Source organism: Lactococcus sp. UBA7128, from assembly GCF_002492185.1.
GTDB classification, from domain to species: Bacteria; Bacillota; Bacilli; order Lactobacillales; family Streptococcaceae; genus Lactococcus; species Lactococcus muris.
The window spans coordinates 1-8,829 of the sequence record NZ_DKXK01000058.1; the positions used below are offsets into that span (position 1 = coordinate 1).

Genomic DNA, 8,829 nt, shown 5'->3' on the forward strand with positions numbered 1-8,829 from the left:
CTTGACACATGATATTATTGACATCCTAGAAAGTCGTAAACAAGCGGACTTGATGGCCTATTTCCTGAAATTTCCTCGCTCTGAACGTCTGAAAGTCAAAACCATTGTCATGGACATGAATTCCTCCTATCCTGCCCTCTTGACGCTTTTTCCCAACGCTCAGCTGATTATTGACGGCTTTCATGTGGTCCAACAGTTGTCACGAGCCTTTAACCAGCTGTGAGTCAAGGAAATGAAGGCACTCAAAAACCTCAAGGGCGACAAGGGGAAAATCTACCGCAAATTCAAGAAATACTGGCGCCAGATCCTCAAATGGAACGGCAAGGTCAATTATCAGAACCGGAAACAATGGCCACTTTTCAGGGGCGAATGGCGGACCGAAGGTGAGGTCATTGATTATCTTTTGGCTTATAGCCCGCAGCTTCAAGCGGCTTATGAAGTCTATCAAAGTGCACTGGATGCTTTTCAGAACAAGCAAGCAGAGGACTTTTTTGAAGTCATCCAAACCCTGCCTGAAAGCTTGCCAGAGGACTTTAAAAAGTCTTGTCGTTACTTGCTTAAACACAAGCAGGCTATTTCACGAGGCATTGTTTCGCCCTATTCCAACGGCCCACTTGAAGGCAAGAATAATCTTTGTAAACTCATTAAACGCATTGCCTTTGGCTTTGTCAGATTTGACCATCTCAGAAAACGGATTTTACTCCAACAAATTCTCTCAAAAACAAACTAAAAAGCTGCCCCAAGGCAACTTTCTCATACTCATTCTAACTCATTTTTAGCGATTACCACCGCAGAGTTGACAGAACCGAAAATTTTACTTTGACTATGTTCTTCAAAAAATAATAAGAAGAAAAAGTTTCTCCCACACGTTCATTTTAATTTTTTAACTGTCTTGCTCTGTGTATCTTCCAGATTATTTCGTTCTTTTTTATAAATTTTTCACCCCCTTTACAGGTCTTTGTCCTCTCTACAAATTTATACTTTGTATTATACAATATAATTACGATTCAGTTTCAAGAGTCTCTAAAATTAAAAATGCTTCATTAAAAGACATTTAGGAGGAATGCTATGTTAAAACAACTAATGCTGAGTTTTGCTGTTTTGTTGGGTGTGCTTTGTTTGTCTGGTGCACCAAATCCTGCTTTTGCAGATGTAAGTAGCCAGTCTGCGATTGCTCAAAATCTTGATGAGAATGAGCAATTAACTGGAAGCTTCGTTTCCAAATACGATAACGCAATAGAATTAGATAACAATAAATTTGTTCTTGATGAAAGTCTTTTACCTGAAAATACTACTCAGGACGAAATTATTAAATTGAAAGCAATAATCAAAGAAAGTAATTCGTTCTTGAATCAACAATTTAAAAAAGTTTCTAAAGAAAATATAGTTAAAACAGATAATTCCGTTGTTTTTGCAGAAAGTGCTGCGGTTGCTCAACAAGAAGCAGGTGGTGTTCAGAACCAATCGAGAATTAAGTTTAAAGAAGGCAGTAATTATAGTCATACTTATTGGTGGGGGAAACGTGTAGGGGTTTCTCGTAGCAAAATTCGTCAAGTTTCTGGAGTAATCACTAGTTCGGCAGGTGTAGTTGCTGGAGTTTTGTATTTTATTCCTCATGCATATGCTAAGGCTGCTGCTGGTGCAATAGGAGCAGCAGCTGGAGCTTTGGGCTATCCTATGTCTAAGTTTCCGGGAGGAATTGTATTCAATACAACTCCAAATTATTCAGGTTCTCAAATTTAGGCTGTTGCTTTTCAATAACAAGGTGAAGTCATGAAAATATTTAAAATAATGCAATCTATAATTATAGTTATATGTACAGTGACTCTTATATATGGTTTAATAACTCATCAAAATGATTACAGCTATATTTTTACTTTAATTATTGCGATTGTTATGATTCCTGAGGGTCATAAACTTTATAAAGACATAAAACAAAAAAAGAGCCAACGTTAGCTGGAGCTTCTATAGAATAGAGTTGTACTTAAAAACCAAGAAGAATTTTTTATGTCTTTATCTGATCGTCTTTGGTATCCTTGTACTTCAAGGGCATGAATTATTAAAACAGAAAGAATTTGCAGAATAATAAACAAGCTCTATCCTTCAAGATAGAGCTTGTTTTTTTTAATATAATCAATAACAGATTGAGGCATGAGGTAAGCAGGTTCAATCCCTTCTTTAAACATCTTACGTAAAGAAGTACTGGAAACAGAAGAGAGGGGCAAGTCTAGCCACTGTACAGGATAAGGACTTTCGATAGGGGATGCTGAGCGTTGAACAGCAACAAACTGAACCAAGTCGAGTAAAGCTTCAATCTTGTACCATTTTGGAAGATATTCCACCATATCACTACCAATGATAAAATAAAAATCAGTATCTGGATAATCTTGAGTGAGGAGCTTCATCGTATCATAGGTATAGGATTTTCCGCCACGTTCTACCTCCCCGAGCTCAAGAGCCAAGCGGGGGTTATCCGTAATCGCTAGCTCCAGCATATTTACACGGTGTTCGGCTGAGATTGTTCTTTTCTCGTCAACATGTGGGGGAAGAGCTTCGGGCATGAGCCACACCTTGTCTAAGTCAAGACGTTGAGCGACTTGATCAGCCATCATCAGATGGGTAAAGTGGACTGGATTAAAGTTGCCGCCAAGAATTCCAATTTTATTTCTTTTTACTTTTTCTAACATTAGGATTGATAGCTCCTTTTTATTCTTCACATATTATAGCAAAAAAGCGGAAGATTAGAGCTGTACTAAAAGATTATAGGTTATCCTCTCTCCTTGGTTAAGTGATATTTCTAAATGAAATCAGTAAAAAATGAAAGCAATGTTCACTAAAGAATATTGCTTTCATTTACTTTATTGTTCCATATATCACTTTTGTGAAAATCAATTTTTTTAAGCTCAAATGATGAGTTTCAACAGCGTTGTTCGTATCTGCAGGATGGGATAGTGTTAGAACAATCTCCTCATGAAAAACCGCTGTGCAAGCGGTTTTGACTGCTTTTTTGTCTGTTTTAATTTGAAGGTTCACCTATTCAGATGCGATTATTTTTCATCTTTTTCAGATTTTTTCTTGCGTTTTTTAAGCAATGCGGCTGCGGTCAATGCTGCGACGCCAAGGGCTGCACCGTCTGTTAGGTCGCCAGTGCTTGGGAGATCTTCATCATCTGGCGCCGGTACATTTTCTGCATCAGCCACGAATTCCGTTGGAACTACCATATCTTTTTCCGCTACAATCGGTGTTGGATCCACCACATCTTCTTCCACCACAATCGGTGTTGGAATCACTGGTGGCTCTGGTTTTTCGGGCTTTTCAGCTTCATTTTCTTTTGGTGGATTTCCTAGCATATTCTCATCACTTGTAATATTTACTTTCAGAATACCATCATATCCTTCCACATTTAAAGTGTTTATTTCGGGAGTATTGATTTTGAAGCCAACCTCATGTAGCATTTCTGATGTCTCATTTGTCATCAAATCCTGTACATCTGATTCGATAAACTCAATCATACTTTTATCATGAAGCTCCTCAACCGTTGAAATTCGAGTGGCTTTCAGCACACCATTAGCAAGCAAGTGGTCATGGTCAAGCGTTGGACGTTCGCTGTGTTTACGCTCTAAGTGTTCCAGATTCACATAAATATCGTTCGCTGCCCAAGTCGTATCCTCATCGTAGACGAACAGTGTCAAGTTGAAGGTAATCAGTACCGAACGCTCCCCTTCCCCAGGATCCTCATCATAAACCATCGTCTCTTCCATCGGATAAATACCTGCTGGTAAAATGCCGTTTTCATCTCGTAAGGCACTCATTTTTACAAGATAGTTGTCCAGAGCAGGAGTGATGTCCAAATCAATCTCTTGGTCACCGGCATAAAGTAGCTCACCAATATTTTGATCAAGCGCTTCTCGAAGGCCTTCATCACTGATATCGTTTTTCACGGCAAAGTTATGAATGTCTTGCTCATAACGCACACCTCGTACCCATATCCCAGCGGCATTCCCTTCTGTTTTAGAAAGTTCCATGAGTTCCTCTGAGCTCACCACCTTTCCGTCCTCTTGACGAATCCAGCTGTTCATATAACCTGGGATTTCCCCTGGGAGGTTAGTGTCTTCAAGAACCGTCTTTGGTCCCAAAATCAAGGTTGTAAGATGATGGGTATTCGCCAACATATCTTTCCGACTTGCATAAGGTTTCACATAGTTTTCCATCCAGTTTTCAGAGGTCCATCCCTCAGCTGGAGTTACATTTGTAAACGAGGTGTCAAAACTTGAAAGGTCTAGGTATTCAACTGTTGAGTCTTGGAACATATTCTGGAAACTTACAGCACCTGTTGTGTCAAAACTTGACAAATCCAGACGTTTAACCTCTGTTTCTTGGAACATCTGACTAAACTGCTGAACTTTCGCAGTATTAAAGTTACTCAAATCTAATGTTTCAAAGGTACTACGCATAAACATTTGATTCATCATTTTTACCTTAGAGGTATCAAAATTACTAAAATCAAGTGTAGGTATGTGGTCTAGATTTCTAAACATTAAAGTCATTTGTACCACATTAGAAGTATTGAATTTACTCAAATCAATATTTGTCAACTTACTGCCGCTGACATACATATCAAACATCCAATCCATCGTCATAGCCGAAGCTCCAAAGTTCTCTGGCAGTATGACCTCTTCCAAATCACCAGCATCTTCAAACATACCAGTCATTTCTACCACTCTAGAAAAATCAAGCATACTCAAATCTAAAAATTGTACTCCAGATTCTTGAAACATATGATTAACACTTGTGGTTAAATTTAATGTGCTGAGTGTACTCAAATCAATGTGAGTCAAAGAGGGTGTCCAGCGGAACCAAGATTCGAAGTTTTTTGTAGCAGAAGTATCAAAATTTCCATTGAAATTAATCGTTGTGAGCTCTTCCAAACGCCAAAACAGTCCATAATGATTGACTGAAGCATAGGTTTTTCCTGTAAAGTTTATTTCTCGGATTGGACCGATAGTCTGTTCAAGGGTGTCAAAGTGCACGCCTCCACCAGTATTATAGGGAAGTTGGCCTCCTGTGATGTTCAAAATTCCACTTTCTGATACATACTCATAACTGATGCCAGACCAGACTCCTGTGACTGTCGGAGAGATTGCTATGGCTGTCGGAGCAATACCTACGTTTTGAACTGGAGTCTGAACTGATGTTTCGGAAAAATCTTGTACTTGTAGTGGCAGTTCTAGATTGACGCCAAATGTTTCAGTTGGTACAGCGCTCTCCTCGGCACCTGTTTCAAGCTCTTCAATTGCTGCGAGCTCTGGGATTTCTGTTGGCGTTGGTGCTTCGACGACCAGCTCGGTTTGGGGCTCACCGATGGCATCCGCTTTTTTAGCTAACACTTTTCCGCTCACTACAGCTGGATTGAGCAGAAGCGCGGATGTGCGGTTGCTGTTTCGATTTTGTGAAGCCGAGCTTTGCGTTTGGCCTTTTGCTGGGATTTACGTTTTTCTTCATGTAAAGTTCTGTTTTTAGTCATAAAAACCTCTTTTCTTATTTTTTAATATTACATTAATCATTATCTCATGTTTTTCTATTTTTAAAAAATAATTTAATAAACAAAGAGACTTTTCGTCTTTGCTGTCCGATAGATCCAGCTTTTAGTGCTCCTATCATTTTGTGAATTTTTTGTGACTGTCAATTTATAAAAACTCAAAAATATGAGTTTTCACTGTGTTACCAGTGTTTCGTGGGTGTTATAGCTCAAAAACAGTAAAGCTGATTTTTTTCCCTCTATTATGGTGCTGGAATTTAGAAACGATATTTAAAAAAATAACCTGTTCCAATGATTAATATTCTGTAAAAGTGAAAAATATGCGATAAACTTAAGAGAAGAGGAGAGATGACAATACAATTTACTGTTAAATTTTGTTAAAATAGAGCTAGAATATAATTTGTCACTCATAAAAGGAGTTACCATGCCACTATATCCAGACGATAGTTTAACTTTACACACAGACCTTTATCAAATAAATATGATGCAGACCTACTGGGAACTGGGGCGTCATCAGCGTAATTCTGTTTTTGAAGTCTTTTTCCGTTCAATGCCTTTTGAAAACGGTTATGCTATTTTTGCAGGTCTGGAACGCATGGTTGACTACTTGAACAAGTTAAGATTTACAGAAACGGATATTTCTTACCTCCGTGATTTGGATTATCCTGAGGATTTTTTAGAGTATCTGGCGCAGCTTCGTTTTACAGGTACAGTCCGTTCTGTCCAAGAAGGAGAACTCGTTTTTGCCAACGAACCTTTGGTACAGATAGAAGGACCATTGGCTGAATGTCAGCTTATCGAAACGGCTGTTCTGAATATCATTAATTTCCAAACGCTGATTGCGACAAAGGCTTCACGTATTAAGTCTGTCATTGGGGATGACCCATTGCTTGAGTTTGGCACACGCCGAGCACAAGAAATGGATGCTGCCATCTGGGGGACGCGTGCGGCCTATATCGGAGGTGCAGATGCAACAAGTAATGTGCGTGCGGCTAAGATCTTTGGCATTAAACCGAGTGGGACACATGCTCATGCTTTAGTCCAGAGCTACGGCAACGATTATGAAGCCTTCAAGGCTTATGCTCAAACGCATAAAGATTGTGTCTTCCTTGTGGATACTTACGATACTTTGAACGTTGGTGTTCCGGCAGCCATTCGTGTGGCACGTGAATTTGGCGACAAAATCAACTTCCAAGGTGTGCGCATCGACTCAGGCGATATGGCTTACATCTCCAAAAAAGTACGTAAGCAATTAGACGAGGCTGGCTTTACCGAGGCTAAAATTTATGCTTCAAATGACCTAGATGAGGCAACTATCTTGAATTTGAAAATGCAAAGAGCGAAGATTGATGTCTGGGGTGTGGGGACCAAGCTTATCACAGCCTATGATCAGCCAGCGCTGGGTGCTGTCTATAAGCTCGTGTCAATGGAAGACGATCAGGGTGAAATGCAGGATACGATTAAGCTATCAAGCAATGCTGAAAAGGTTTCGACACCGGGTAAAAAACAAATATGGCGTATAACAAGAGAAAGTGATGGTAAATCTGAAGGAGACTATATCACATTTGATGATGAAAGACCAGACCAGCTTGATGAAATTTATATGTTTCATCCTGTACATACTTTCATCAATAAAAATGTACGCGACTTTAAGGCAAAATCCTTACTCAAAGAGATTTTTGTTAAGGGACAACAGGTCTATACTTTGCCAAGCTTAGAAGAAATCAAGAGCTTTGCTGCAGCAAACCTGACAGAGCTTTGGGATGAGTATAAGCGTAATCTCAATCCTCAGCCTTATCCTGTTGACTTGTCGCAAGAACTGTGGAACCATAAGATGCACCTCATCAGTCAAGTGCGCGCCAAAGTTTCTGAAATGAAAGTGGATTGATACTATGAGAATAAAAAATATTGAACTGGCTCATGCGGAGGCTTTTGGTCAATTACAAAAAGAAATCTATCAAGAAAACAAATTTATGCTGATTGAACCGGATGAGCAAAAAACGAAGCGACATGAGTTGGCCAATCAGATTGCTTCAACTGACTTTTTGATAGGGGCCGACAACGATCAAGGTGTGCTGGTTGCTTATCTCGCTGCCTTTCGTCAGGCCTATAGACGTGCACGGCATAGAGCTTCTATTGTTGTTGCCGTTCGTGCAGACTATCGTCGTCAAGGTATTGCGAGCCGCTTGTTTACTGAGCTTGAGGACTGGGCTCAAAATACAGGAGTTTCTCGTTTAGAGCTCACAGTCGCAGTGAATAATGCTGCAGCAATATCTTGTTATAAAACAAATGGTTTTATTATTGAAGGAGTACGTAGCCAGTCTCTTAAAATCAATGATGCATTGGTCGATGAATTTTATATGGCTAAAATTTTGGGGTGAATATGTCTTTACAAGAAAAAATTATCAAAGAGTTGGGAGTTAAACCCACTATAGATGCACAAGAGGAGATACGTAAGTCTATTGACTTTCTCAAAGATTATTTGAGGAAATACCCTTTTATTAAAACTTATGTTTTAGGCATATCTGGTGGTCAAGACTCGACTTTGGCGGGACGTCTGGGACAAATTGCCATGGAAGAAATGCGTGCCGAGACTGGAAATAAAGATTATAAGTTTGTTGCGGTTCGCTTACCCTATGGTGTGCAAGCAGATGAAGCAGATGCCCAAAGAGCTCTTGAATTTATCAAACCAGACGTTAGTTTGGTAGTAAATATTAAAGAGGCCGTTGATGCGCAAGTTAGGGCTTTAGAAGCAACAGGTGTGGAAATTTCTGACTTTAACAAGGGAAATATCAAAGCACGGCAACGTATGATTAGCCAATATGGCATTGCAGGTGGCATGCAAGGTGCTGTGCTAGGGACAGATCATGCAGCAGAGAATATCACAGGTTTCTACACAAAATTTGGTGATGGTGGTGCTGACCTGTTGCCGCTTTTCCGTCTCAATAAACGTCAGGGTAAAATGTTGCTCGCCGCTTTAGGCGCAGAACCTTCTCTTTATGAGAAAGTTCCTACAGCAGACTTGGAAGATGGCAAGCCCGGCTTGGCAGACGAAGTCGCTTTGGGTGTGACTTACGAGGATATTGACAACTATACAGAAGGTCGCTCAATCAGCCCCGAAGCACAAGAAAAAATCGAAAATTGGTATCTTAAAACGGAACACAAGCGTCACCTGCCCATTACCGTTTTTGATGATTTTTGGAAATAAGAATATAAGGTTCTGTATAATCCGTGGTGGTAGATGAAAATCTACCGCCATTTTTTGTAGGAAAAAAGCCATAGTAATCCGC

6 protein-coding genes and 1 pseudogene are annotated in these 8,829 nt (G+C 39.8%); 5 read left to right on the forward strand and 2 right to left on the reverse strand.

Translation table 11 applies throughout. The features are described from left to right. Positions 1-52: 52 nt before the first annotated feature. Both B4H39_RS06355 and B4H39_RS06360 read left to right on the forward strand, forming a co-directional pair. A pseudogene (locus tag B4H39_RS06355) lies at positions 53-730 on the forward strand (transposase). A 338-nt stretch (positions 731-1,068) separates the two neighbouring features. After that, positions 1,069-1,743: a hypothetical protein gene (locus B4H39_RS06360; RefSeq protein WP_251423691.1), complete on the forward strand. Its 675-nt coding sequence runs from the start codon at positions 1,069-1,071 to the stop codon at positions 1,741-1,743. Positions 1,744-2,096: 353 nt separating this feature from the next. Here the strand turns inward: B4H39_RS06360 and B4H39_RS06365 are convergent, their stop codons facing one another. Both B4H39_RS06365 and B4H39_RS06370 read right to left on the reverse strand, forming a co-directional pair. Further along, positions 2,097-2,687, reverse strand: coding sequence for a nicotinate-nucleotide adenylyltransferase (locus B4H39_RS06365; RefSeq protein WP_202230231.1), 591 nt, complete (start codon positions 2,685-2,687; stop codon positions 2,097-2,099). A gap of 360 nt (positions 2,688-3,047) precedes the next feature. Then, complete coding sequence (locus B4H39_RS06370; protein ID WP_286927546.1) at positions 3,048-5,387, reverse strand: BspA family leucine-rich repeat surface protein; 2,340 nt, start codon at positions 5,385-5,387, stop codon at positions 3,048-3,050. A gap of 576 nt (positions 5,388-5,963) precedes the next feature. Between B4H39_RS06370 and B4H39_RS06375 the strand changes: the two genes are divergently transcribed. The 3 genes from B4H39_RS06375 to nadE are packed head-to-tail and all read left to right on the forward strand — an operon-like array spanning position 5,964 to position 8,747. After that, positions 5,964-7,427: a nicotinate phosphoribosyltransferase gene (locus B4H39_RS06375; protein WP_251423697.1), complete on the forward strand. Its 1,464-nt coding sequence runs from the start codon at positions 5,964-5,966 to the stop codon at positions 7,425-7,427. 4 nt (positions 7,428-7,431) lie between these two features. Continuing rightward, the gene (locus tag B4H39_RS06380) at positions 7,432-7,920 is read left to right on the forward strand and encodes a GNAT family N-acetyltransferase (RefSeq protein WP_202230234.1); all 489 of its coding nucleotides are present in this window, start codon (positions 7,432-7,434) and stop codon (positions 7,918-7,920) included. Positions 7,921-7,922: 2 nt separating this feature from the next. After that, a complete protein-coding gene (nadE, locus tag B4H39_RS06385) occupies positions 7,923-8,747 on the forward strand; it encodes an ammonia-dependent NAD(+) synthetase (RefSeq protein ID WP_202230235.1) in 825 nt (274 codons plus the stop codon). Positions 8,748-8,829: the final 82 nt, after the last annotated feature.